The following is a 23,354-nucleotide window of genomic DNA, read 5'->3' as shown; positions in this document are numbered from 1 at the left end:
ATGTCCTTTTGGGAGCTTATCAAGTTTTTTCGACCACGCCGAGCTGGTCGAGCAGCTTGCGCCGGAGGTCCGCGAACCAAGGCGCGGAGCGATCACGCGGCCTGTCCTGGTCGATGGAAATGTCGAGCCGCACCTTGCCGTCGGAGAGCACGAGAACACGGTCCGAGAGAAGGATCGCCTCATCAACGTCATGAGTGATCAGCAGGACCGAGGGCCGGTGGACGCGCCACAGTTGCAGCACGAGGCTATGCATCCGGATCCTGGTCAATGCGTCCAGCGCAGCGAAGGGCTCGTCAAGAAGAAGCAGGCCCGGCTCCCGGATCAGGGCGCGGGCCAGCGCCACGCGCTGTGCCTCGCCTCCCGACAATGCCAAGGGCCATGCCTCCACCTTTTCTTTTAATCCAACCTCCTCCAGGGCGGCGATGGCTGCCCTGCGGGCGGCTCCCGACCGGCCGTTTGCGATCACGACATTCCGCCAGACCCGCTGGGACGGCACGAGGCGCGGTTCCTGAAACACGACGGAGCGGACCTTCGGCACAGTCACCTTTCCACCGTCATGCGCTTCCAACCCGCTCAAGATGCGAAGAAGGGTCGTCTTGCCGGTGCCGGAGGGGCCGAGAATCGCAACGAATTCCCCTTGTCCGATCTGAAGACTGAGCCGATCAAGCACGGCCCGTCCATCATAGATCTTCGTGAGGCCATCGACATCAACGGCGATATTCTGGCCGATTGGGGGAGCCTCGCGGACCCCGACTGCATCATACTCTGACATCTGCCCTCCACGGCAGCGAAAGCCGCTCGAACAGCCGCCAGATTCCATCCAGCATGATCCCCAGCATGGCATAGACAATGACCAGCGCGATCACGATGGCGGAATGCTGTTGCTGATTGGCCGTCATGAGCAGGTATCCGATGCCCGATGTGGCATTGAGTTGCTCGGAGACCACCAGGGCCAGCAGCGCGGTCGATGACGAGTAGCGCAGCCCGACGATCACGGAGGGCAGGCTGGTCGGCAGGATGACCCTCAGGGCGATCTGGGGCGGCGAAAGCTCGAAGACCCGCGCGGATTCCACCAGTTTGCGGTCGACATTCCTCACGCCGCCGTAAGTGTTTATATAGGCTGGGAAAATCGTCGCGAAGATGATCAGGATGATCTTTGAAAGCTCGCCGATACCGAACCAGGTAATGAACAGCGGCAGCAGGGCGATGAAGGGAATCGCGCGAAAGATCTGCATCGGAGCATCGACGATTTCCTCGTCGATCTTCCACAGCCCGGAAAATACGCCGAGAAATACGCCGATCGCGGAGCCGATCGTAAAGCCGAGCAACGCCCGCTGGAGAGAAATGGGAAGAGCTTCGCTCAGATCCCCGGACGTGATCAGATCCGCCAAGGCGCGCATGACATCGGTGAAGGCCGGCAGGGTCGTGGCCGGGATGACTCCGTAGTATCCGGCGACCTGCCAGAACGCCAAGACGCCGAAAACGACAGCGGCGCGCAGGGACAAACCGCGCAGCCAGCCGCCCACCGCTCGCCGCCGCGGCGCGGACAGCGACACTAAAGCGTTTCGGCTTGAATTTGAATCGGCGGGGGTTTCCTTGAGGTGGCTGATGTGATTCATCCTGTTTGGGAGGATGGATCATGTCAGCACCTTTGCCGAATGCGCTTCGGGCGCGGTTTCAGGAGTATATTGAGGAAGGGTTAAGCGGGCGGGCGGCGGCGTTGCGCCTGAAAGTGTCTGCGGCGACAGGCGCGCGGTGGGCGCGTCAGGTTCGGACCAAGGGCCATGCGGAGCCCGCACCGCAAGGCCCGCCACGTGGTCGGGGAAAGCTGGCAGCGCATCAGGCTTTCCTGAAGGAACTGGTCGCGCAAGACCCCGACATCACGCTCTTTGAGTTGCGCGACGCGCTGGCGGCCGCGGCAGGCGTGCGGGTGCATCATTCTTCCATCGCCAACCTGCTGTCCCGGCTCGGTTTCACATACAAAAAAAGTCGCTGGTCGCCACCGAGCGCGGTCGCGCCAAGGTAAGACAGCAGCGGACTGAGTGGTTCAAGCATCGGCTGCCTGCCATTGCGGCCTTTCCCGAACGCGTTGTCTTTATTGATGAAACGGCAGTGAAGACCAACCTGACCCGTCTGCGTGGCCGGGCCAAGCGGGGTCATCGCCTGACCATGGATGCACCGTTTGGCAGTTGGGGAACCCAAACGCTGATCGCCGGGCTGGCCTCGGATGCTTTGATCGCACCATGGGTCATCAAGGGTGCCATGGATGGCCCCGCCTTTGCCGTCTACATCCGAGAAGTGCTTGTCCCGGAGATCGCCCCCGGCACCGTTGTCATCCTGGACAATCTGGCGACCCATCGGAACAAGGAGGCGGCTCAGGCCTTGCACGACCACGGCTGCTGGTTTCTGTACCTCCCGCCTTACTCGCCGGATCTCAATCCCATCGAGCAAGCATTCTCCAAACTGAAAGCTCACCTTCGAAAGATCGGCGCCAGAACCTTCACCGAAGTCTTCGACGCCATCGGCGCAATCTGCGAGCTCTACGACCCAACAGAGTGCTGGAACTACTTCAAGGCTGCTGGATATGTCTCGGGTTAAAGCCGAAACGCTTTAGCGCCATCGATCGGTCCGGAACCTCGTCGTCTCGATCGCCATCGCGGCCGGCGTATAACGCAACCGCCCCGGAGGAGCCCGTCGAGACGAGGTTTCGGCTGCCTTGGCTGGTGCGGATGGCAGAACCCCAGGTCTCCTCTCTCATTCCGTCTCTCCTTTGCGTATCGACGAACGTCGAGCGCGGTGCCGTACCTTGGCCGTACCTTGTGCCGGATTGGAGACCGCGTCGGCTTTCTCGGGTATTTCTAGCAAACCCATTGGAAAATGGGCGTCTGTTGTAAGACAGCGGGAAGGAAGAAATACTCCGCTCGTCTGCTGCAAATTGGAAGAAAGCTGCTGACGCAGAGGCATCCGCCCCTCTACGATCTTCATAAATCTGATCATGTTAATCGTGATTCGACTTAGATCCGGAGACTGATCCTCATGCTGCCATGACAGTTGCATCGCGAACTGTTCAGCGGGGCGTCGTAGCACAAATCATGTGAAGGATTCACTGTGTGGATCCAGCACGATAGCGGGGTGTGATGAGCAGTCGGGGCCCAGCGAAATGCAAGAGCACGAACTGGTCAGCCTACAATGAAGTATTGAAGCGGCATGGGGATAGTGCCCAGGGAAGTGATGTAGGAACTGGCGTCCACCTGCTTCTTCATAGCTGGTGTTGCTCGTTCACTTCGCGTCGATCATTGTCGCCGCGTCTGGATCGTTGCATAGAGCGGTCAGCTTTTCCACCGGCACGTAACGGCGTGAGACCGCCCACTCATCATTCTGTTCCAGCATCAGCGCGCCGACGAGTCGGATGACGGCTCTACGGTTTGGGAATATCCCGACGACGTTGGTGCGCCGCTTGATCTCCTTATTCAGGCGCTCAAGTGGATTCGTAGAGTGAATTTTCGGCCAATGTTCCCTGGGAAAGCTCTTGTGGGCCAGGACGTCCTCTTCTGCGCGGCGCATCAGATCTGCGAGCTTGGGATGGCGTGGCTCGAAGGCGTCGACCAGCTTGCCCCAGTGCTCTCTGAATGCCGCGAGCGTGTCCTGCTCGAAGGCGTTCTGAGCGCGGCGGTGATGATCGGGCAGTACCTTCCTGCCGACGCAGGCGAGCGCGTTGCGCATGAAATGCACGCGGCAGCGCTGGACGGTCGCGCCGCGCACCTTGGCTGCCGCAGCCTTCAGCCCCCTGGGGTCATCGGCGATGATCAGGCATGTACCGCGCAGGCCGCGATCTGCGAGAGAGCGCAGGAATTCGTCCCAGAAGACCTCTGTCTCACTCGGCTGGACGGCGATGCCCAGTACCTCGCGGCGACCATCCAGGTTGACCGCCACGGCCGCGACGCTGACGAACCGGCCAGAGCGGCGGGCCTTGATGTAGGTGGTGTCGAGCCAGAGGTAGGGCCATTTGCCTTCCAGCGGTCGGCTCAGGAAGGCATCGCCCCCTTCGTCGATCTCACCGCAAAGCCTCGAGACCTGGCTTTTCGACACGCCGGTCATGCCCATGGTTTTGACCAGATCCTCCACCGATCGTGTCGAGGCCCTGGACATAGGCTTCCTGGATGACTGCCGTCATGGCCTTTTCTGCCGCTCGGCGCGGCTCCAGGAATGCTGGAAAGTCGCTGCCCTTGCGCAGCTTCGGGATCTTCACGTCGACCGTCCCGGCACGTGTTTCCCAGGCTCGGAACCGGTCTCCATTGCGCCGGTTCATCCGTTGGGCGCTGTGTTCGTGCGCACCGGCGCCGCCGATCAGCGAAAGCTAGGATCCACCAGTTCATCCGGGTCAATGACTTCCCGATCATAACCTTGTGAGGCTGCAACGACCTCCCAGCCGGCCTTCAGCCGTTCGGATCGCAACGCGCCCATGCCGTCGGCGTCGCTGATCTCGTTGCTCATGAGCGGGATGGCGGCCTCGAGTTGTGCAAGGGCGATTTCCCGATCGATTTCCGGGGCGCTGGCGATCAGGGCGTCGATCGTTTCCTCCGGATGCTGGATCGAGAACTCCACACCTTTCCCGAATGCGCGAACGAAGCTGGACACCACTTCGGGGTTTTCCGCGATCATACGGTCGGATGTGTAGAGCGATAGCCCGTAGCCCTCGAGGCCGAAATCCGCCCAGGGAAGGACCCTTCCTTCCTTTCCATTCTCTTGCAGCAAGGCGAGTGCGAGCGGCGCCGTCGTCACCCAGGCGCCGATGGCGTCGACCTGCCCCGAGGAGAGGAGAGGTGCGAGCACGGCAGGTTCTGCCTGACGGAGCTCGATATCATCGCGAGAGATTCCATTTTTTGCAAGAACATGGTCGAACACGGCCTGGGAACCCGACAGCGCGGCAAAAGCGTTTGTCTTGCCCTTCAGGTCCGCGATCGACTCGATACCGCTTTCCGCCAGAACGACCGTGGCGCTCGGCTGTTTCGTGAAGATGGAGTAGATCGCCTTGACGGGAATGTCCTGCTCGGCTGCGGCGCTGAACAGGGCGGAGATGTCGCCGGTCGCGAAATCGGCAGATCCCGTCGCGAGTTTGGTCAGCGCGTCGGACGAACCGCGTCCGGAGACGATCGTAACGTCGAGACCTTCCTCTTCGAAGTATCCCTGGTAGAGGGCGGCGTAGACAAATGCCTTGTCTCCCGCCGGAAGCCAGTCGATCTGAACGGTGACGTCCTCGGCCTGCGATGCCGCCGGTGAGAGTAGAATAGTCGCCAATCCGGCTGCCGCCAGGAACTTCATGATGTTTCTCCGTTGCAATGGGTTTAGCGGCGCGACTGGCGGGAGTACCGGGCGCCACGTCAGCAGTTTGACCCAGGCCGGGACAATGGCAAATCAGTAAAATCCGGCTAAATCGTTCTCAAAAAAAGAACAGGGTCCCGGCCACAATTCTTGCTATCGGCCGGAACGGCGGGGACAATCCTTCAACGACTCGCTGGGGATCCCGAATATGCTGCGTCTGCAAACCCGATCCATTCTCTACTTTGACAAGGTGCGGCAGTGCGGTTCGATCCGGGAAGCTGCGCGCCATCTCCATGTCGCGGCCTCGGCGGTTCATCGTCAGATTGTCAATCTTGAGGATGAAATCGGCGCGCCGTTGTTCGATCGCCTGCCGGACGGCCTCAAACTTACCTCGGCCGGTGAGGTGCTGACGCGGCACGTCCAGACGATTTTGAAGGATGCCCGCCGTACCGAACGTGAGCTTCAGGCCCTTCGCGGAGTCCGGGCGGGCGAGATCGTAGTCGCGACGGTGGAATCAGCGGAATTCGACCTTTTGCCGCGGGCAGTGATGCGAATGCGGGATCGGTTCCCTGGGGTCGAGATCCTGTGCCGGACAATGGCAGCCAGTGCGGTTCCCGACGCGGTGCAATCTGCAGAAGCGGATATCGGCCTTTCCTTCGGAATTCCCAGACGCCCCGAATTCCGCCGGGTTTGCACGACGCGGTGCGATTTCGGCGTGGTGATGAGGCCGGATCATGAGCTCGCTGCTGAGCCGTATTTATCCGTCGGTCGATGTGTGCATTTCCCGATGGTTCTTCCCGCCCCGGCCGCGACCATGAGCCCTACCTCGAACCATGCCGTCATCCTGCCGCTGCTTCAAACCGTGGAAGAGCGGCTGAATGTGGTTGCGCGGGTCAGCTCCATTGCCATGGTGCGACGGTTGGTCAAGCAGACCGGCGCGATCGGTTTTCAGAACCGGATCGGAATGGAGCACGAACTGATGCGTCGTACACTCGTTCATGTGCCTCTGCATGCCCCGAATCCGCTTTCGAGTGACTTCGACGTGTTCACGCGCAGCGGAAGGTCCGCGCATCACGCCTTGGATGCGCTTATCGAAATCATCAAGGAAGAACTGATGAACGAGGAGAAACCGCAAAACTAAGTCTTTGCGGTAATGCTCCAGGGGAAGAAAATGCGCTGGACCAGCGTGACAAGCCAGTAAAGCGTGAGGCTCATCAGGATCAGAATGATTAGGGCAGAAAAACTCTGCGGCAGCCGCATCAGCGATGTGGAAAAGAGCACGAGGTATCCCAGGCCCCGCTCGGAAGAGACGAATTCCCCAACGACGGCGCCGATGACGGCGAGGGTAGAGGCGACCCGTAGCGACGCGAACACGTAAGGGATGGCGGACGGCAGGCGGATGTCCCAGAGCTCTCGGAATTTGCTGCCGCGAAGGGAGCGAGACAGCTCGATCATCTCGGGGGGCGCTGCGAGGAGTCCTGTCGTCGCCGAGATCACCATGGGAAAATAGGAGATGAGACAGGTGATGACCGCCTTTGAGGTCAGATCCGCACCCAGAGCCACGATGATGATCGGCGCAAGGGCCACGATAGGCAACGAATGAATGATGATTAGCAGGGGCATCAGAGCGCTCTTCATCAATGGCGATCCGGCCAGCAGAAGCGAGATCGGGATGCTGAACAGGACGCTCGCCCCGAAGCCCACCAGTACGATTTCGAGTGTGGCCCAGGTGTGCATGGCCATGATTTGCCAATCCGCTCCCGCCAGAGCTGACAGGATGGCGGTGGGGGGTGGCAAGACGAAGCTTGGAATCTGCAGTGCCCTGCATGCCGTTTCCCACATGACGAGAAAGAGCGCGAGCGCCAGGACTGGTGGGACTGCCGAGGCGAACCGGGCATTCATTCGGTAACCTTCCGTTTGCTGAAGACATGCCGGCGGATATCGTCAGCCATGCGACTGAAGTTCGGGTCCGTGAGGGTGTCGAGGCTCCGTGGCCGGGGAAGGTTTGTCGTCTTGATCTCCGTAATCCGTCCCGGACGGGAGGCCATGATCGCTATGCGGTCCGAAAGCAGGAGCGCCTCCTGGATCGAATGCGTGACGAATACCACGGTCTTCGGTCGCGCGGTGAGGATGCGAAGGAGTTCGATGCTCATTTCGTCGCGTGTGAGCGCGTCGAGGGCGGAAAAGGGCTCATCCATGAGAAGGATGTCGGGATCTTGGAAGAGCGCGCGTGCGATACCCACCCGCTGCTGCATGCCCCCTGAAAGCTGTGGCGGCCGCCGGTGTGCGAAATCCTCAAGACCGACCATCTCAAGCAGATCCAGCCCCTTCCGTCGCTCCGCGCTGCTGACCCGGCCTCTCTGATGCCGTGCCGGGAATGTGACGTTGTCCAAGACCGTCAGCCACGGCAGGAGGGTCGGCCTCTGGAACACCAGGCCCACGTCGTCGCGCGGGCGCGAGACGGGTAGGCCAAAGATCTCGACACGCCCCTCCGTTGGTTGAAGCAGGCCCGCGATCAAGCGGAGCAGCGTTGATTTCCCGCAGCCGGAAGGACCGATCACACCCAGGAATTCGTGCCGATGGACATCCAGATCTATGGCGTCAAGCGCGACGAATGCCTCCCTGGTCCGTGCCCCGGCAAAGGTCTGTCCGACCCCGCGCAAATGAATGGAAACCGGCGCTTCCGACAAGGACGACGCGCGCTCGCACGGCGCGATTGCCGACGCCGGCAGCCGAAGATGTCGATCTCGTGTCTGCATGCCTTCCCCTTGAACCCGCCGCGACACATTTGCAGGCGCAGCGATCCATCCATGGATAGAACCAACCGTTCCCCTTCTTCCATAAGAAAATATGGACCGGATTGTTCGTGAAACGAGAACGGAGATGGGGCGGCGGCGTTCTATTCTTGCGAACTGTTCGAGCGGCAAATGCTAATGGACGAAACGCCTCCGGATTGGTCAACTCCTCTGCACCGGCTGTCCTCAGGGTGCGCCGAGCAAGTCCCGAAGATCATCAGAGGAGAATGACAATGTCCATCTTCGACAGTGCAGAACTCACGCAACTGCGTCCGGATCTCGGAACCAGCATCCGGGGGCTGTCTCTGCCCGATTGCCTGAGCGAAACCTTCGCCCAGGAGTTGAGGCTGCTCCTTGCGGACAGGGGCGTGGTGGTTTTCAAGGACCAGAAGATCACGCCCGCCGAGCAGGTGGCCCTCACTTCCCTGTTCGGTGAACCGGTTCCCACCACGGCGCGGGAATTTCCGGTGCCCGGTCATGAACAGATTGCGATCCTCTCCAACATCAAGGTTGATGGAAAACCCATTGGCAGCACCGACGCGGGCCGGACGTGGCATACCGACGCAGCGTTCAATGCGCAGCCGACCTCGATCACGGTGCTCCACGGCCTTGAAGTGCCTGCGATAGGGGGAGGAACCGCCTTCGGCAGTCTGCGGCGCGCCTATGACAGCCTCACGCCGGAGGAGATCCGGTCGTTGCGGGGAAAATCGGCGCATTACAGTATCTGGAAACTGATCCGCGCACGTCCCGACGCCCGCGAGATTACGCCTGAAGAGGAGGCGCAGCGCCCGCCGTCGAGCCATCCGATCCTCCGTATCCATCCGGAGACGGGCAGGGAATGCATCTACATCAATCGCGGCGACTGCATCGGGATCGACGGCTTTTCGGATGAGGATGCCCAAGACTTCGTGGATCGCATGTTCGCCGTTGCCTGCGATCCCGCACATGTCTACGAACACAAATGGGAGGCGGGGGATGTGCTGCTCTGGGACAACCGGATCGTTCTCCACATCGGGACACCTTACGACACGAAGACGGAACGGCGCCTGATCCACCGTTCTTGGGTTAAGGGCGAGAAACCGATTGCGGCTGTTGGTTAATGATGGGCCAGGGACGATGGTGCTTCGTAAGACCGTCTATCCCCTGTGTTTGAGCTCCCGCCCGCAATTCGGACACTGACCTAAGCTACGATCTGCAATCTGCTGATTTTCGACGAGAAGGAGAGCAGATATGTCGAAACGCAACCAGCCCGTCACCCCGACCATAGCCGGAAAACTCTGCCCGCTGCTGGTCCAAACACGGGGATCGCTTCAGCGGCAGTGTCGCATGGTCTAGTATAATGGTGCTTTCTACTGCCTCACCCCTTCGCGCCTTGCCCCCGCGCATAGACGTCATCGTAGCGGATAATGTCGTCCTCGCCGAGGTAACTGCCGGTCTGAACCTCGATCAGGGTCAGCGGCACCTTGCCGGGGTTCTCCATGCGATGCACCGCGCCGAGGGGGATGTAGACGGACTGGTTCTCCGTCACGAGCTTCGTCTCGTCATTGACGGTGACCTGCGCGGTGCCTGCGACGACGATCCAGTGCTCGGCGCGGTGGTGATGACTTTGCAGGCTCAGCGCCGCGCCGGGGTGGACATGGATCCGTTTCACCTGAAAGCGTTGCCCCACGACCAGGCTTTCGTACCAGCCCCAGGGGCGGAAGTCGCGCGGCAGGGTCTCGGCCTGAGGCACATCCCTGGACTTGAGGGCGGCGACGGCGGTCTTCACGTCCTGCGCTTGATCCTTGTGCGCGATGAGCACCGCATCGGGCATGGCAACCGCGACGATATTCTCGAGGCCGATACCGACGATCTCCTGCGCCTCGCTCGTCGCATGCAAGAGCGTGTTGGTGCAGCCTATCGCGGTCGCCTGCCCCGTGGTGACGACGCCTGCGGGATCGGCGTCGCCCTCGCGCCAGACGGCATGCCAGTCCCCCAGATCGGACCAGCGGCCCGCATAGGGCACGACCGCAAGGTTTTCGGACCGCTCCATCACCGCATAGTCGATGGAGATGTCTTCGAGATCCGACCAGGGCGCGGGGGCGAGGCGGGTGAAGCCGAGATCGCGTTCGGCGCCCTCGACCGCGGCCCGTGTCGCGGCCAGGGTGTCCGGCGCATGACGCGCGAAGGCCTCGAGGATCGCGGTGGTGGTGAAGAGGAAGATGCCGGCGTTCCAGAGATGCATGCCATCGGCCAAAAGCGCCTCGGCCGTGGCGCGGTCGGGTTTCTCGACAAAGGCCTTGAGCGGTTGCGGCGCGGCACTGAACTCCGCGTCAGGCTCCTGGGAAAGCTTGAGCCAGCCATAGCCGGTCTCGGGTCGATCCGGCCGGATGCCGAAGGTGACGAGATCCCCGTCGAGCGCGGCGGGAGTGGCCGCTCTGACGGCCTCACGGAATCGCTCCGCGTCCGGAATGACGTGATCGGAAGGGGCCACGAGCATCACCGAACCGGGTGCGCGCGCCTCGAGCGTGAGAGCCGCTGCGCAGATCGCCGCCGCCGTGTTCTTCGCCTCCGGCTCGATGAGCACATCCCCCGGCGCGATTTCGACGCCTGCGAGCTGTTCGAGAACGATGAAGCGGAAATCCGATCCGGTCACGATTGCGGGCGGCGCGAAGCCTTCGCCGCTCAGGCGGCGCGCGGAAGCCTGGAAAAGGCTCTCCTCTCCGACGAGCCTGACGAATTGTTTGGGATAGGACTTGCGCGACAGGGGCCAGAGCCGCGTGCCGGAGCCGCCGCAGAGAAGGACGGGATGAATGGGGTGGGTCATGACTATCCTCAGTTTCTGAGATCGGCCTGGTGATCGAGGAACCAGCGGTAGGTCTCCGCGATCCCGTCCTCGAGCGCGATTGTGGACCGCCATCCCATCCTGTCGAGCCGGCTCACGTCCATGAGCTTGCGCGGCGTGCCATCGGGTTTCCCCGGATCGGTGGTGATCCTCCCTTCGAAGCCCGTCACCTTGGCGACGAGCCGCGCGAGGTCGAGGATGGAGATATCCGTGCCCGATCCGACATTGATATGGCTCAGCATCGGTTCGGTATTGGCCTCATACTCCGCTTTCGGCAGATCGAAGACGAAGAGCGAGGCGGCCGCCATGTCGTCGACATGCAGAAACTCGCGCCGGGGCGTGCCTGAGCCCCAGATCACCACCTCCTCACGACCGCCGACCGCTGCCTCGTGAAAGCGGCGGATCAGCGCGGGAAGCACATGGCTGTTCTCGGGATGGAAATTGTCCCCCGGCCCGTAGAGGTTCGTCGGCATGACCGAGCGAAAATCCGTGCCATGCTGGCGATTGTAGCTTTCGCAGAGCTTGATCCCGGCGATCTTCGCGATCGCATAGGGTTCGTTCGTCGGCTCCAGCGTACCGGTCAGCAGCGCGTCCTCTCGCATCGGCTGCGCCGCCGCTTTGGGATAGATGCAGGAGGAGCCGAGTTGCAGGAGGCGGGTGACGCCACTGGCGAAAGCCTGATGGATGACATTGCATTCGATCATCAGGTTTTCGTAGATGAATTCCGCCGGATAGCTGTTGTTGGCATGGATGCCGCCGACTTTTGCCGCCGCCAGGATGACCGCATCGGGGCGCTCGCCGGCAAAGAAATCCCTGACCGCCGCCTGGTCTGTCAGGTCCAGCTCGGCATGTGTGCGGGTCACGATCTCCAGATCTGCGCCCGATTTGTGCCGTGCCTCGAGCTGGCGGAGAATTGCGCCGCCCACCATCCCGCGGTGTCCTGCAACATAGATCCTTGTCATCCTTCGCGCCTCATCCTTCGAGTGCCACGGGCAGTTCGAGTCCATGCTCTTTCAGAAGCGCCACGCGACGTGCGGACTTCAGGTCTTCCGCGACCATCTCGGCGCACATGTCCTGCGCGGTGATCTCCGGCACCCAGCCGAGTTTCTGCTTGGCCTTCGCGGGATCGCCCAGAAGCGTGTCCACCTCGGCAGGGCGGAAATAGCGCGGGTCGATGCGCATGATCACGTCGCCGGCCCGCAGCGCAGGAGCCATGTTGCCCGTGACTGCGGTGACGGTCGCGATCTCTTCGGTGCCGGAACCGGAGAATGCGAGCTCGATGCCCAGTTCGCGCGCGGTCCAGGTGATGAACTCCCGCACGGAATACTGTACGCCGGTCGCAATCACGAAATCCTCCGGTGCGTCCTGCTGGAGCATCATCCACTGCATGCGCACATAATCCTTCGCATGGCCCCAGTCGCGCAGACTGTCGATTGTCCGTCGTCAGATAATTTGGGGCAGTTAGTTGGCTGAACTAAGAGAGGGTCTGAACCGCTCCGGGTTTGCCGGAGGCTGTTTGGTTTAAGTTATGCGGCTATGGTCTTAGTTACCAGAGCTGCGTAGAAGTTTGCCTCTGCTTCCGCTGGTGGGATGTTCCCGATGGGCTCGAGGAGGCGGCGATTGTTGAACCAGTCGACCCATTCCAGAGTGGCGTATTCCACGGCGTCCAGACTGCGCCACGGGCCACGGCGGTGGATGACCTCCGCCTTGAAGAGACCATTGATTGTCTCGGCCAAAGCGTTGTCATAGCTGTCACCGACGCTGCCGACCGAGGGTTCGATTCCTGCCTCGGCCAAGCGTTCGGTGTATTTTATCGCCAGGTATTGCGATCCGCGGTCTGAGTGATGGATCAGTCCCACACCAGGCTGCCGCTGATGAACAGCCTGTTCCAAAGCGTCGAGAACGAAGCCTGTGTGAGCCGTGCGGCTGACGCGCCACCCAACGATCCGGCGCGCGAACGTGTCGATCACGAATGCCACATAAACGAACCCTTGCCAGGTGGCGACATAGGTGAAATCGCTGACCCAGAGCATGTTCGGTGCCGGCACCCGGAATTGCCGGTTTACCTTGTCCATCGGGCACGGCTGCTTCTTGTCAGGGATCGTCGTTTTATGCGGCTTGCCCCGGATGACGCCCTGCAGGCCCAAATCCTTCATCAACCGGGCTATCGTGCATCGGGCCACATCAAATCCTTCCCGCCGCATCTGGCGCCAGACTTTGCGCACGCCATAGACCTTGTAATTCTCATCGAACACGCGCTCGATCTCGGGGCGAAGCTCGTCGTCGCGCTTGAACCGATCCGAGCGCAGATCAGGGTCGGCCCGTTTGGCCAGATGATCGTAGTATGTGGACGGGGCAATCGGCAGGTGCTTGCAGATCGGCTCGACCCCGAGCTCTCCACGATAATCGTCGATAAAGGCGATCATGACTTCGGTCGGCGGTCGAGCTCCGCCATCGCAAAATACGCCGACGCCTTCCGCAGGATCTCATTCGCCTGCTTGAGTTCGCGGTTCTCGCGCTCCAGCGCCTTCATCTTCTCGGCCATCTCGGTACTGACCCCAGCACGGTCGCCACGATCAATCTCTGCCTTTTTGACCCAGTCATTCAGCGTGTTCGTCGAACAGCCTATCTTCGCCGAGATCGATACGATCGCTTGCCAGCGGCTCTCATGCTGACCGGCGTTGTCCAAAACCATACGAACCGCTCGCTCGCGCACTTCAGGGGAATATTTGTTCGTTGTCTTGCTCATGATGCTCCATCCTACTCAAGAGTTGGAGCCTCCGGCAAACCCGGAGCGGTTCAGTCTGGCTCATCCGGTTGATTTAATTATGCGGCGGAATTGCGGTGAAGCAAACGTCGCGTTTCGATGGTTTTTCGTTTGATCCTCTCTCGTTGTTTTAGAATGGCTTGTCCGCGACCGAAGTAGACATCGGCGGGCGTGAGGTTATGCAGGCTCTCATGATAGCGCCGGTGGTTGTAATGCTCGACGAAGGCCTCAATTTGGCTGCTGAGTTCGCCGGGCAGGTAATAGTTCTCCAGCAGGATCCGGTTTTTCAGGGTCTGGTGCCACCGCTCGATCTTACCTTGGGTTTGCGGGTGATATGGGGCACCGCGAACATGCTCCATTTTTTGATCTTCCAGCCACTCAGCCAGTTCAACCGAGATGTAACTGGCTCCGTTGTCACTGAGGAGCCGCGGTTTGTGAACGACGGTTGCCTGATCGCAGCCGGAGGCCTGCAACGCCAGATCCAGCGTGTCGGTCACATCCCCCGCCTTCATCGTGGTGCAGAGTTTCCAGGCGATGATATAGCGACTGTAATCATCCAGGATGGTCGACAGGTAGAACCAGCCCCAACCGATGACCTTCAGATAGGTGAAGTCGGTCTGCCAAAGCTGGTTGGGTCTCGTCGTCTTGTCCTTGAACTCATCGGCGGCGGATAAAACCACGTAAGCCGGGCTTGTGATCAGGTCGTGCTCCTTGAGGACGCGATACACGGAAGACTCTGATACAAAATATTTTTCCGTGTCCGTGAAGCGCACGGCCAGTTCCCGCGGCGACAGTTCGCTTTCCTCCAGCGCCAAGCTAACGACCTTCTTGCGAACAGGCTCGGGAATACGGTTCCAGACCCGTGACGGTCTCGAACTGCGATCTTCCAGCGCTTCGGGGCCGCCCGATAGATACCGATCATACCAGCGGTAGAAGGTAGCCCTGGGGATGCCCAGCTTGTCCAAGGTTCGCTTCGTCGGCAAGTGCGACTGCTCGACCAAACGAATGATCTCCAGCTTCTCGGATGCAGGGTATCTCATGAGTCGTCGCCCCCATCCCCGAGAATGCTTTTTTTGAGCAGGCGAAGCTCGAGCGCCTGCTCGGCAACAACTTCTTTGAGTTCGCGGGATTCACGACGCAGGGTTTTGACTTCGGTCGAGTTTGCCTCTCGCGCCGTGTCGCCGGCGAGACGCTTCTTGCCGGCCTCGAGGAATTCCTTCGACCAGCTGTAATACAGGCTCTGAGCGATACCTTCCCGGCGACACAGCTCAGCAATGCTGTCCTCACCTTTCAGGCCATCCAACACGATCCTGATCTTCTCTTCCGCTGAATACTGTTTGCGGGTTGCGCGCCGGATGTCTTTGACAACCTTCTCGCCATGGCTCTGTTTGGGTACGGATTTCTGTCTCATCTTCACTCCTTGGTGGTTACGATGAGCCAGAAATCCTCTCTTATCAAATCGCCCTAAGCTGTCCCATTGGCGCTGACGTCACACACAGGAAACCAAGGCTCAGCGCGATCTGAACCATCGCCTGCCCGAGCAAGAGACCGAATGGCTTTACTCCCAGAAGCCCCAACAGGACTTTGCTGACATCCGAGATCCCTCTGGATCCGATTTCGCTTTTTGCCATGGCCCCATAGCGACGTTTCCGGGTCGCCCATGCGGACATCGCTTCGGAGAAGACGATAAACGGCAATGACAGGAGGATCAGCCAGACGTAGGGGCGAAGCAACTCCGCTTCGGTCAAGGCGAGCACCTGTGACGGAGCGAACAGAAGTGCGGCGGAGAGGCACAAATAGAGGACTGCCGCAACGAGCAAGGACAGAGCGAGGATATTGATCGCTGTCGCATCGCGCCGGGGCAAGGGAATGGCCATTACGAACCGCATAGACAATAGCGGCTGAAACAGAAGGACGAAGGCAGTATAGACTGAAAGGGTGCCGAAGTCTTCGGGCGCATAAATCCGCGTCAGAAGCGGCATCAAGGCGAGGCCGACAATCCGCGCAGTCACGCTGCCCGACATGATCTTGAGCATCCCGCGCGACGCTCTTCCCGATGCGTGATTGCGGTCGAAAATGCGGGCGAAAAGGGTTCTGCCAGCATCTAACATCATGCTTGCTTTCCCCAACTGGCGGGAGTTCTGATCTTGCTAGACTGCATCATCGGATTCAATGGTTCCGTCGGATTCAATGGTTCCGAAGGTCAGGTCCACACCCTCACCCCTCATCACGCCCGCTCCTGCACCCTTCCACGCTTCCGTCCAACTCGCGCTGCACCCGTGCAATCTCTGCCGTTAGTGCCTCGTACTCTTCCATCTTGCGCGCGAGGAACCGTCGGGTGAGGCGGGCTTTCTCGGTCACGCCCCTGGCGGTGAGCAGGTAGCGGTAGGAGGCCTTGTTCTCCGCGGCGGAGAAGTTTCCGGCCTTGATCAGACCCTTTTCGATGAGCGCGTGCAGCAGGTAGTGGATCCGGCCGAGGCTCGTGCCCAGGGCGCGGGAGAGCTCGCGCTGGGAGATCTCGGGGTTCTGTTCGATCTCGCGCAGAATGCGGAAGCGGATGTCTTCCTGAATCGTCTTGCGCCGGCTCTCCGTCATTGCGGGGCCGCCACGGCTACCGCACCGGAGGTGGCCTCAGCGCCACGCCCGTCCGCAATCGGCAAGTTTCGCGCGAATGCGTTCATAGTTGAACGCTAACAGGTTTCTGCGGGTGCGAAAAGACGCAAATGCCGGAGGAATGGAGGCCGCCGCCTCCCGGTGGAAAACCGCCGATCCTGCGTCAGGGGGCCGGACAAGAGTCCTGTCGGCCGTCGCCGTGGCGAAGGCCGAGGCGTGAGATGGGCGCCGCTTCTGAAGGGCGGCGCCCATCGTCGTTGTTCGGACACGTTGATGAGGCGTCACGCATGTTCTATGCGCATCCCGCCCCTCAGGTGCCGCTGGTCGAGTCCGAGGAGCTGTCGTTCGCGACGATCCCGATGATGATCGCGCCGACGATCGCGCCACCGACGGCTTCTGCGGTCGTGATGGCGGGGGCTCCCAGCGTGGTCGTGGTCGTGGTTGTGGCCGTGGTTTCCTCCTGCGCCATCGCGGCGGTCGCGACGGAGGCGAGGAGTGTCGTGGCAACGAGAAGTCGTTTCATGGTCACTTTCCTGTCTAAATTGAAGTTTCATCAAGTTGCAGTTGACTGTCACACTCATGCGGTCGGTCCGCGATGTTATTGTCCCGCGATTTGTGCCGGGCCGCAATCGTCATGTGACGGTTTCCATCACCAGGTAGCCGATCTGCGGACTGACCCATTGGCGCGAAGCCTTGATCCGGCCGGACCCGTCGATCTGGTACGTGTTGTGGAACGCGTGCTCCGCCGCATGGCAGCGCTCATGCAGGACGGAGTTTTCTCTCGTGTAGTTGCAATTGTAGGTCGTGCTGACGATCCTGTTCTCGCCGTCGAGATGCTGCATGATCTTTGTGCCGGCTGTCGCCTCCCGTCGGTTCAGGAGAGCGGTCGGGATACTCGAGGAGACGAGATCATAGCCGAAGCCGCGGGTGGCGACGATCACGCCGCTGCGCAGGCTCACGGCGGACTGACCGTTCTGGGTGTGCCAGGTGAGCACATCGCCATTCTGCGCGACCGGTACGAAGCCGGAGGCCAGCCCGAGTTGCGGCGCCTCCACCAGAAGAACCGTCCCCCCAAGGGCGGCGATCGTGTCCGGCGTCGCGTCCCGGCGCAGATCCGCCATCGTCGTCGGCTGTCGCGGCTTGGCGGTGACGCCCGAGGCCACCGTTTGCGCCACCGTGACGAGGGTCGACCGGTCACCGGTTCCGCAGGCGGAGAGAAGGGCGAGGGTGAGGCCGAGCGTGGCGAGCGGCTTCATGGTTGCGGTCATCTCCAGAACCTCCCCCAGCTTTCCGTCAGAGCGGTTTCGTGGTTCTTGCGGACGGTTTCATACAGGCGGTCATCGACGCGCAGGCGCGCGCCTCCGTCGCGGGCGAGGGATTGCAGGGTCGTCTGCTGTACCCTGCGATCCGGCGTGCCGAAGAGTGTCTCGACGGGGATGGTGAACCGAAGTCCCTTGTCAAAGGAGCCTTCGCCGAAATCATCGAAAGACACGTCGGTCAGCGTGACATAGGCCCCGACCCTGAAGCCGTTGCGAAACTCGCGATCGAGCGCGAAGGTCGCCCCCCAGTCGCCGGCAAGGTAGCGCCCGACGTCGACCTGCGCCAGGAAACCGCGGTCGAAATCGTAATAGGCCGAGACATGGCCGGTCGCGACCTCGTAATCCTGGAGACCGAACATCTGGTCGAATTCCCGTTGCCAGACGTAGTTCACTTCGGCCCCGAGCGCGAGGCGGCTGTCGACCGGTTTCCACAGCAGTTCTCCGGAGATGCCCGCGAACATCGGTTCGAGCAGTCCGGCGGTGATGCGGCTGTAGAGATGTTCCCCCGGTCGCCCGAAATGGGCGGCGGTCAGATGCTCGATCCCCGGATCGCCTTCCTCGGAATAGAGACTGGCGTCGGAGCGGACATGCGGCAGGACCGAATTCGACGGATCGCTGCCGCCGACATTGCCGGCGAGTTTCTTGCGCAGCGCGCCGGAGATTCTCACGCCGGGGGAGAGATCGTATTGCGCATTCAGTTCGAGGCCCAGATCCGCTCTGACAGGACGGTCAGGGTCGAAGTAGGACAGCGCGATATAGGGGCCGAGCGACCAGCGGAACCGCGGATAGAGATCCTCGGGCGCGATCTGATCGGCATCGCCGAGGGGCGCTTCGTCGATCTGTGCCCGCGCGCGGCTTTCCTGAGGGGCGCGCGCTGCGAATTCGAATGCCTCGAGATCGCGCCGCTTCAGGGTCACCATCGACTGCGGCTGGCCGTTCTCGATGGGGATGATCCGGAAGGTTTCCACCGAGGCGGGCAGGGTGCGGGTCATCACGCGGGCGGCGCGGCCGACGGCCTCGGCGGAGGCGCCATAACGGTGATTGCGCAGCTTCAGGGTCACCGTGTCTGCGCTCAGCGACACCGCCTCGAAATCCAGGCCGAGCGTGTTCATCATCTTGCGCGTCTGCGCAAGGGAGTCCGTCGTGACGGTTTCGCCGGTGGTCCAGCCGAGATCGGCCGAGGCGCCGGGGGCGCGGACCGCAACAGGGGGTGGGGCAGGTTCGAGGCCACCGTAGGCGGTGGACTCCCGCGGATTGAACGTCAATGTCAGCGACGCGCCGACCTCGGTGCCGTGAAGATAATATCCTTGGGCAGAGATGTTCTGTGCGAGGCGGTAGTCGAGCCCGAAGTTGAACGGGCTCTCCCAGTCGTTCGCCCCGGACCGGCGTTCACGATCGAAGTCGTCCGAGGAATATTCCGCCTTGAACACCAGCTTGTCGGTCACCTGCCAGGCCAATCCGCCGAAGGCTGCGGCGTCGCCGGTGAACCAGCGCGAGGGCTTGGGGCGGCCGCCGCGTCCGACGAAGCCGCCCTCGCGCGTGTCGAAATGATCGCTGATCGCGCCGAGCGGATTATCGAAAGTCCCGTAGGACGCAAGCCGGCCCCAGCCGATGCCGCCGGTCACCGAGAGGGTCGGTGTGATATGCTTGGTCGCGACGATGTATTCGCTCGAATAAACGCTCGTCCCGATGAAATCCTGAAGGCCGATGGCCAGGGCCGGCGACCATTGGCCTTCCTCGAGCAACAGGTATCGCAGGTCGAAGGAGCGGTCGTAGAGTTCGTCGCCGTCCGTGTTGTAGGGGTCGATATGGGAATAGCGGAAGCTGCCCGCCAGGCGCGGCAGGATCTGGAAGCTGAGCGTTGTCCGCGTCGTCCCACCGAAATGCGAGACCGTCGCAGACAGGTCGCCTTCCGCCGCCATCTCCGCGGAGGGCATGTCGATGAGGCCAGGCGCGCCGAAGAGGTTATAGCTCAGGGTGGGCGCGCGGGCGATGCCGGCGGGCGGTCCGTCCTGCGCGGCGGCCCCGGTGACCGGTCCGAGGAGCAGGAGGCTTGCTGCGAAAAGGCTCCGTCCCGTGCGCGTCCCGCGTGTAAGGATCGTCTTGTGCTGGATCATTCCCGAAGCGCCTTTCAAATCCGTCGGTTGCGCTTATGCGCCTGTACCCTTTCAGGCACGTTGCAGTTCAGAGCCACGCAATGCAACCCGTGTTTCCCGCCCCAGTATTTCCAGCAGCACCCAGATCCGCTTTTCCCTGTCGATCCGTTCCACCATCGTGGTGAAATTGGCGAAAGGACCCGATCTGACCCGGACGGCGTCTCCCTCCGCGAGCTCTGCGTCCGGCAGCAGCCGCCCGCCGCTGTCGCAGCGGATCACCAGATCGGACATGAGATCCGAGGGCACCGGAGACGGGCGATTTGCGAAGGACACGAGACGTGCCACGCCGCGCGTGCTGTTCACCTTGCGCCAGGCCGTGCCGAGCGGATCGAGCGCGACGAACAGATATCCGGGAAAGAGCTGCTCGCGCCGCGTCTCGAACCTGTTCGCGCGGGTCACCGGGACGTCATGCGTCGGATTGAACACCTGGAAGGACTGGCGCTTCAGATGGGTGATCGCCATGTTCAGGCAGTTCGGCCTGAGCTGAAGAATGTACCAGCGCCAGTCCTGCCCTGCGGAAGTCTCGAAACTCATTACGTCACCGTGATCTCAGCGGCCCGTGGGCGCCGGGATCTGTTTGCGGAGCAGTCCCACCTTCCCGAGGGCGAGCTCGAGAAGGAAGCGGCGGCCGGAGCGGCGCCGGCAGGAGCGTGCGACGAGGATGCCCGTGGAATAGGTGGTCACGAACAGCACGGAGAAGAGGAGCAGCGCCAGTGCCGCGGCGTCCGGATTGTTCCAGAACATCACCCCGGCGACCGAAGGGGCGACGAACATCGGCACCATCACGAGGGTCGACAGCGGGTTGGCGATGTGACGGGTGTTCCGTCCCAGCTTGCTGATTTCGAGCATCCGCATGACGAGCTGGTGGAAATGAAGCCGGTCGGGCTGGTCCGTCGGTTTGCCCGCGCGTCTGCGCCGGGCGATCGCGAGCGCCGTGTCGGCGAGCGGCCAGAAGAACACCAGAAGCAGTGCCCAGGGCGTCAGCGTCGGAAGGAGGGCCAGCAGCAGGAAGGAGAGCCAGGCGAGCAGGTGGCCGATGCCGTAGGCGCCCGCGTCTCCCATGAAGATCTTGCCGAAGGGAAAATTGAACAGCAGGAATCCGCCGAGAGCGGCGGCGAGGACGAGGCCCCAGGCCATAATCTCCGGCCGACCGCCCTGTTGCGCGATCACCGCGAGCGAAAGTGCGACGGTGATTCCTATCAGGCTCGACAGCCCGTTCAGCCCGTCGACCAGGTTGAACGCGTTGCAGATGCCCGCCCCGCCGAGAATGGTCAGGGCGATGGCGACCGGGGCGAGGGAGATCAGGAGATCGAGGCCCGGCATGTCCGTGCGCGGGATCCAGACATCGAAAAGGCCGATGCAGAGCGCGGAGGAGAGCGCAGCGGCGAGGAGCCGGACGCGCGGTCGAACGTTATAGCCTAGATCCTCGGCAAGCCCCGCAAAGACGACGGGAACGAGGGAGGGCGCCAGCAGCCATGTGGTCTGGACGGAGATGTTCTCGGACAGCAGGCCCGCGATTACGGTGCCGCTCAGGACGGCGATTCCCCCGATGCGGGGTGTGGGGACGGAATGCGCCGCCTGGACCGCCCTGACGTCTTCCCGCCGGTGTATATAGGCCATCTGCCGCGACTTCGTCAGAAGAATGATCCCGCAGATAAGCGCCGAGATACAAAAGGAAAGCGTCACATGAAACAACATCACTCCATCCACCATTTTATTGCCTCTACTCCGTTTGGGTAGGGATTGGCATAACTTTAGGCTGATCCATACTTAAGTACGTTACGCAGAACCGCGCACTCTTTCCAATACCAGACTTAATGAAAATATTTTTGACATGCATACCAGGCATCCCGATCAAAGTGAGCACAGGGTCAAAGAAAGACTGCGGTTTTCAGACTACACCTTCGGCGGCGACACGTCGAGGTAAGCGATATTGTACGTTGGCCTCGTCCGTCTCTGCGGGTAGAAGGGTGTTGTCTGCCACATGGGACCAGTCTTGGGTGTGGGTTGTAAAGGCCAAAGCGCATATTGAGGTAAGGGAATCGGGTTTGCGGAAATTGTTGATGCTGTTTTTGCTGGGGTTGACCCTGGCAGGATGCGAAGGAGGTCATGTTAGTTTCCCGGTCTCCGAGACGAAGCAGGCGGATCTGCCGCCGGAGATCGAGGTGATTCGCCTTAGCCGCGAAAACATCGATGCCTACACTCAACCTGAGATTGCACCCAAAACCGATTTCGTCCCGCAGGCCCAGGTCTGGAACTATCAGGTGGGCGTCGGGGACGTGCTGAACATCGAGGTCTTCGATCATCCCGAATTGCGCCTCCCGCCGGTCGAGGGCAACAGTGAGGCCGAACCTGGCTTCCGTGTCCAGGCGAACGGTACGATCTATTATCCCTATGTGGGCGAGGTGCCTGCCGCAGGCCGCACGCCCGATCACATTCGCGAGGATCTGACCGAGCGGCTGACGGAATATATTCCGACGCCCGAATTGCAGGTGCGGATGTCGGGCTTCAACTCCCAGTCGGTGATCGTCTCCGGCGAGGTGAAGGCGCCGAACACCCAGCCGTTGCGCGCGACGCCGCTGACGGTGCTCGCGGCGATCAACGCGGCCGGGGGGTTCACCGAGAATGGCGACCTGAGCCGCGTCAAGCTTCAGCGCGGGGGGCGGACCTACAACATCAACCTCGCGCTCTTCATGAGCGGAAGCGGCCCGCGCCACAATCCGATCCTCGTTGCCAATGACGTGATTTCCGTGCCGCGCCGCCCGACGCGTGAAGCCTATCTGCTTGGCCAGATCGCGGATCCCGCGCCGGTCGATCTGTCGATCGAACCGATCAACCTGACCCAGGCGATCACCCGGCAGGGCGGGGTCGATGAACGCCGCGCGGATGCCAGAGGCGTCTTCATCTTCCGCAACAAGCAGTCCGGCGAGGGCATCACCGTGTTCCAGCTCGAGATCGGCTCGCCGGCGGGCCTGCTGCTCGGCACCGAATTCATGCTGGCGAGCAATGACGTGATCTACATCACGCGCGCGCCCGTCAGCAAATGGAACGACGTGATCAGCCAGTTGCTGCCGTCGATCGGGTTCGGCAGGACCATCGAAACCGTCGTTGGGGAGTGAGGTGTTTTCATCGGTTCTCGTGGTGTGTGTCGGAAACATTTGCCGCTCTCCGGTGGGAGAACGGCTCCTCCAGGCTGCCTTGCCGGAGATGACGATCTCCTCCGCCGGAATCGGCGCGCTCGTCGGTCATGCCGCGGACGAGACCATGTCGGCCGTCGCGAGCGCGAAGGGACTGTCGCTCGAGGGACATGTCGCAAAGCAGTTCACCCCGGCGCTCGGCAGTCAGTTCGATCTCATCCTCGTGATGGAGCCGGGGCACAAGCGGGACATATTGCGGACCGCGCCCCAGCTGTCAGGCCGGACGATGCTTTTTGATCAGTGGACAGGCCGTCAGGGAATCGCGGACCCTTATCGGCGGGAGCGGCGTGTCCATGAAATTGTATTTGAAGAGATCGCCACGGCGGCAGACGCCTGGGCGGGACGATTGATCAAGGGATAG

At 61.5% G+C, this 23,354-nt stretch carries 21 protein-coding genes, 2 pseudogenes and 1 other annotated feature; of the genes and pseudogenes, 5 read left to right on the top strand and 18 right to left on the bottom strand.

Annotated elements, in window-relative coordinates; translation table 11 throughout:
* Nucleotides 1–19: 19 nt before the first annotated feature.
* Nucleotides 20–820: an ABC transporter ATP-binding protein gene (locus tag P73_RS20570; RefSeq protein ID WP_245629202.1), complete on the bottom strand. Its 801-nt coding sequence runs from the start codon at nt 818–820 to the stop codon at nt 20–22.
* Nucleotides 759–1,619: an ABC transporter permease gene (locus tag P73_RS20565; protein WP_074743101.1), complete on the bottom strand. Its 861-nt coding sequence runs from the start codon at nt 1,617–1,619 to the stop codon at nt 759–761. Before P73_RS20565 ends, P73_RS20570 begins: the two co-directional genes overlap by 62 nt.
* Before the next feature lie 20 nt (nt 1,620–1,639).
* Here P73_RS20565 and P73_RS25200 point away from each other — a divergent pair.
* Nucleotides 1,640–2,598 (top strand): IS630 family transposase gene (locus P73_RS25200; RefSeq protein ID WP_144401203.1). Its coding sequence is split into 2 segments (ribosomal slippage): nt 1,640–1,981 and nt 1,984–2,598, totalling 957 coding nucleotides; the frame shifts between segments, so codons are not numbered across the junction.
* Between the two features lie 681 nt (nt 2,599–3,279).
* Here the strand turns inward: P73_RS25200 and P73_RS20550 are convergent.
* Together P73_RS20550 and P73_RS20545 are read right to left on the bottom strand one after the other, a co-directional pair.
* A pseudogene (locus P73_RS20550) lies at nt 3,280–4,342 on the bottom strand (IS256 family transposase); the annotation flags it as partial.
* A 5-nt stretch (nt 4,343–4,347) separates the two neighbouring features.
* Nucleotides 4,348–5,322 carry an ABC transporter substrate-binding protein gene (locus P73_RS20545; protein WP_043871016.1) on the bottom strand — a complete coding sequence of 325 codons (975 nt, stop codon included), beginning with the start codon at nt 5,320–5,322 and terminating at the stop codon, nt 4,348–4,350.
* A 208-nt stretch (nt 5,323–5,530) separates the two neighbouring features.
* On the opposite strand from P73_RS20545, the gene P73_RS20540 reads away from it, so the two are divergent.
* The gene (locus P73_RS20540; protein WP_043871015.1) at nt 5,531–6,463 is read left to right on the top strand and encodes a LysR family transcriptional regulator; all 933 of its coding nucleotides are present in this window, start codon (nt 5,531–5,533) and stop codon (nt 6,461–6,463) included.
* Here the strand turns inward: P73_RS20540 and P73_RS20535 are convergent.
* Nucleotides 6,460–7,224 (bottom strand): ABC transporter permease, encoded by a 765-nt coding sequence (locus P73_RS20535; protein ID WP_043871014.1) that lies wholly within the window; start codon nt 7,222–7,224, stop codon nt 6,460–6,462. The two genes, P73_RS20540 and P73_RS20535, sit on opposite strands and share 4 nt — an antisense overlap.
* A complete protein-coding gene (locus P73_RS20530) occupies nt 7,221–8,081 on the bottom strand; it encodes an ABC transporter ATP-binding protein (protein WP_082033320.1) in 861 nt (286 codons plus the stop codon). Before P73_RS20530 ends, P73_RS20535 begins: the two co-directional genes overlap by 4 nt.
* Before the next feature lie 269 nt (nt 8,082–8,350).
* On the opposite strand from P73_RS20530, the gene P73_RS20525 reads away from it, so the two are divergent.
* Nucleotides 8,351–9,217 carry a TauD/TfdA dioxygenase family protein gene (locus P73_RS20525; protein WP_043871013.1) on the top strand — a complete coding sequence of 289 codons (867 nt, stop codon included), beginning with the start codon at nt 8,351–8,353 and terminating at the stop codon, nt 9,215–9,217.
* Nucleotides 9,218–9,474: 257 nt separating this feature from the next.
* Here the strand turns inward: P73_RS20525 and P73_RS20520 are convergent, their stop codons facing one another.
* From P73_RS20520 to P73_RS20455, 12 genes and pseudogenes are all read right to left on the bottom strand, one after another.
* Nucleotides 9,475–10,923, bottom strand: a complete 1,449-nt coding sequence (locus tag P73_RS20520) for a mannose-1-phosphate guanylyltransferase/mannose-6-phosphate isomerase (RefSeq protein ID WP_043871012.1) — start codon at nt 10,921–10,923, stop codon at nt 9,475–9,477.
* Nucleotides 10,924–10,931: 8 nt separating this feature from the next.
* Nucleotides 10,932–11,903, bottom strand: a complete 972-nt coding sequence (fcl, locus tag P73_RS20515; protein ID WP_043871011.1) for a GDP-L-fucose synthase — start codon at nt 11,901–11,903, stop codon at nt 10,932–10,934.
* 10 nt (nt 11,904–11,913) lie between these two features.
* Nucleotides 11,914–12,375: pseudogene (locus P73_RS20510) on the bottom strand (GDP-mannose 4,6-dehydratase); the annotation flags it as partial.
* A gap of 92 nt (nt 12,376–12,467) precedes the next feature.
* Nucleotides 12,468–13,690, bottom strand: a protein-coding gene (locus P73_RS20505) for an IS3 family transposase (protein ID WP_420836116.1) whose coding sequence is annotated in 2 segments (ribosomal slippage) — nt 12,468–13,402 and nt 13,402–13,690 — 1,224 coding nt in all. Because the reading frame shifts where the segments join, the coding sequence is not laid out codon by codon here.
* Nucleotides 13,293–13,409: a sequence feature (AL1L pseudoknot), on the bottom strand. Its footprint overlaps the gene before it by 117 nt.
* 77 nt (nt 13,691–13,767) lie before the next feature.
* A protein-coding gene (locus tag P73_RS20495; RefSeq protein ID WP_139267244.1) for an IS3 family transposase occupies nt 13,768–15,119 on the bottom strand; the annotation gives its coding sequence in 2 pieces (ribosomal slippage) (nt 13,768–14,783 and nt 14,783–15,119; 1,353 coding nt in all).
* A gap of 43 nt (nt 15,120–15,162) precedes the next feature.
* A complete protein-coding gene (locus P73_RS20485) occupies nt 15,163–15,822 on the bottom strand; it encodes a lipopolysaccharide biosynthesis protein (protein WP_139267167.1) in 660 nt (219 codons plus the stop codon).
* A gap of 103 nt (nt 15,823–15,925) precedes the next feature.
* The gene (locus tag P73_RS20480) at nt 15,926–16,303 is read right to left on the bottom strand and encodes a MarR family EPS-associated transcriptional regulator (RefSeq protein ID WP_043871010.1); all 378 of its coding nucleotides are present in this window, start codon (nt 16,301–16,303) and stop codon (nt 15,926–15,928) included.
* Nucleotides 16,304–16,631: 328 nt separating this feature from the next.
* Nucleotides 16,632–16,844 (bottom strand): hypothetical protein, encoded by a 213-nt coding sequence (locus P73_RS26045; RefSeq protein WP_043871009.1) that lies wholly within the window; start codon nt 16,842–16,844, stop codon nt 16,632–16,634.
* Between the two features lie 109 nt (nt 16,845–16,953).
* Nucleotides 16,954–17,589 carry a YjbF family lipoprotein gene (locus tag P73_RS20470; protein ID WP_043871008.1) on the bottom strand — a complete coding sequence of 212 codons (636 nt, stop codon included), beginning with the start codon at nt 17,587–17,589 and terminating at the stop codon, nt 16,954–16,956.
* Nucleotides 17,586–19,757 (bottom strand): YjbH domain-containing protein, encoded by a 2,172-nt coding sequence (locus tag P73_RS20465; RefSeq protein ID WP_082033318.1) that lies wholly within the window; start codon nt 19,755–19,757, stop codon nt 17,586–17,588. The genes P73_RS20470 and P73_RS20465 overlap by 4 nt, the downstream gene beginning before the upstream one ends.
* A gap of 51 nt (nt 19,758–19,808) precedes the next feature.
* Nucleotides 19,809–20,330 (bottom strand): transcription termination/antitermination protein NusG, encoded by a 522-nt coding sequence (gene nusG / locus P73_RS20460; protein WP_043871007.1) that lies wholly within the window; start codon nt 20,328–20,330, stop codon nt 19,809–19,811.
* Between the two features lie 15 nt (nt 20,331–20,345).
* A complete protein-coding gene (locus P73_RS20455) occupies nt 20,346–21,416 on the bottom strand; it encodes an MraY family glycosyltransferase (RefSeq protein ID WP_052453612.1) in 1,071 nt (356 codons plus the stop codon).
* A 443-nt stretch (nt 21,417–21,859) separates the two neighbouring features.
* On the opposite strand from P73_RS20455, the gene P73_RS20450 reads away from it, so the two are divergent.
* Together P73_RS20450 and P73_RS20445 are read left to right on the top strand one after the other, a co-directional pair.
* Nucleotides 21,860–22,915 (top strand): polysaccharide biosynthesis/export family protein, encoded by a 1,056-nt coding sequence (locus P73_RS20450; protein ID WP_043871006.1) that lies wholly within the window; start codon nt 21,860–21,862, stop codon nt 22,913–22,915.
* A gap of 1 nt (nt 22,916) precedes the next feature.
* Nucleotides 22,917–23,354: an arsenate reductase/protein-tyrosine-phosphatase family protein gene (locus P73_RS20445; RefSeq protein ID WP_043872028.1), complete on the top strand. Its 438-nt coding sequence runs from the start codon at nt 22,917–22,919 to the stop codon at nt 23,352–23,354.

It is taken from the genome of Celeribacter indicus (assembly GCF_000819565.1).
Taxonomy (GTDB): domain Bacteria; phylum Pseudomonadota; class Alphaproteobacteria; order Rhodobacterales; family Rhodobacteraceae; genus Celeribacter; species Celeribacter indicus.
This window is presented reverse-complemented; position numbering and strand designations above follow the sequence as displayed.

Coding starts and splice junctions, on each gene's coding strand:
- P73_RS20570 (WP_245629202.1), bottom strand. CDS start 820: ATGGAATCTGGCGGCTGTTCGAGCGGCTTTCGCTGCCGTGGAGGGCAG.
- P73_RS20565 (WP_074743101.1), bottom strand. CDS start 1,619: ATGAATCACATCAGCCACCTCAAGGAAACCCCCGCCGATTCAAATTCA.
- P73_RS20545 (WP_043871016.1), bottom strand. CDS start 5,322: ATGAAGTTCCTGGCGGCAGCCGGATTGGCGACTATTCTACTCTCACCG.
- P73_RS20540 (WP_043871015.1), top strand. CDS start 5,531: ATGCTGCGTCTGCAAACCCGATCCATTCTCTACTTTGACAAGGTGCGG.
- P73_RS20535 (WP_043871014.1), bottom strand. CDS start 7,224: ATGAATGCCCGGTTCGCCTCGGCAGTCCCACCAGTCCTGGCGCTCGCG.
- P73_RS20530 (WP_082033320.1), bottom strand. CDS start 8,081: ATGCAGACACGAGATCGACATCTTCGGCTGCCGGCGTCGGCAATCGCG.
- P73_RS20525 (WP_043871013.1), top strand. CDS start 8,351: ATGTCCATCTTCGACAGTGCAGAACTCACGCAACTGCGTCCGGATCTC.
- P73_RS20520 (WP_043871012.1), bottom strand. CDS start 10,923: ATGACCCACCCCATTCATCCCGTCCTTCTCTGCGGCGGCTCCGGCACG.
- fcl (WP_043871011.1), bottom strand. CDS start 11,903: ATGACAAGGATCTATGTTGCAGGACACCGCGGGATGGTGGGCGGCGCA.
- P73_RS20485 (WP_139267167.1), bottom strand. CDS start 15,822: ATGATGTTAGATGCTGGCAGAACCCTTTTCGCCCGCATTTTCGACCGC.
- P73_RS20480 (WP_043871010.1), bottom strand. CDS start 16,303: ATGACGGAGAGCCGGCGCAAGACGATTCAGGAAGACATCCGCTTCCGC.
- P73_RS26045 (WP_043871009.1), bottom strand. CDS start 16,844: ATGAAACGACTTCTCGTTGCCACGACACTCCTCGCCTCCGTCGCGACC.
- P73_RS20470 (WP_043871008.1), bottom strand. CDS start 17,589: ATGACCGCAACCATGAAGCCGCTCGCCACGCTCGGCCTCACCCTCGCC.
- P73_RS20465 (WP_082033318.1), bottom strand. CDS start 19,757: ATGATCCAGCACAAGACGATCCTTACACGCGGGACGCGCACGGGACGG.
- nusG (WP_043871007.1), bottom strand. CDS start 20,330: ATGAGTTTCGAGACTTCCGCAGGGCAGGACTGGCGCTGGTACATTCTT.
- P73_RS20455 (WP_052453612.1), bottom strand. CDS start 21,416: ATGGCCTATATACACCGGCGGGAAGACGTCAGGGCGGTCCAGGCGGCG.
- P73_RS20450 (WP_043871006.1), top strand. CDS start 21,860: ATGCTGTTTTTGCTGGGGTTGACCCTGGCAGGATGCGAAGGAGGTCAT.